Genomic DNA, 311 nt, shown 5'->3' on the forward strand with positions numbered 1-311 from the left:
ATTCAAACAGAATGTATTAACCCGATCTTTAAAAATGATCATTCTGTCACCGCTGTGTTTAGCCCCGCTGACTTATGCTGAAGACGATGTGCAACAGCTTGACACGATTGTTATCACAGCCGATCAAAGTATCCCTTACACGAGTACCAAAGTGAATATTGAAGGTTTTGGTACGGAGAATTTGCAAAAAATACCTGCATCAGTTTCTATCTTGACTGCCGATCTCATCGCTGAACAACATGGCCGTGTGCTGAGCGATGTTGTAAAAAATGATGCAGCCATCGGTGATGGCTATGCTGCAATTGGCTATT

The 311-nt window shown here is 42.4% G+C and carries 1 pseudogene; it reads left to right on the top strand.

Annotated features, from left to right (window positions below):
• A pseudogene (locus ACNPNW_RS06235) lies at positions 1-311 on the top strand (TonB-dependent siderophore receptor); the annotation flags it as partial.

This window comes from Acinetobacter endophylla (assembly GCF_053543775.1).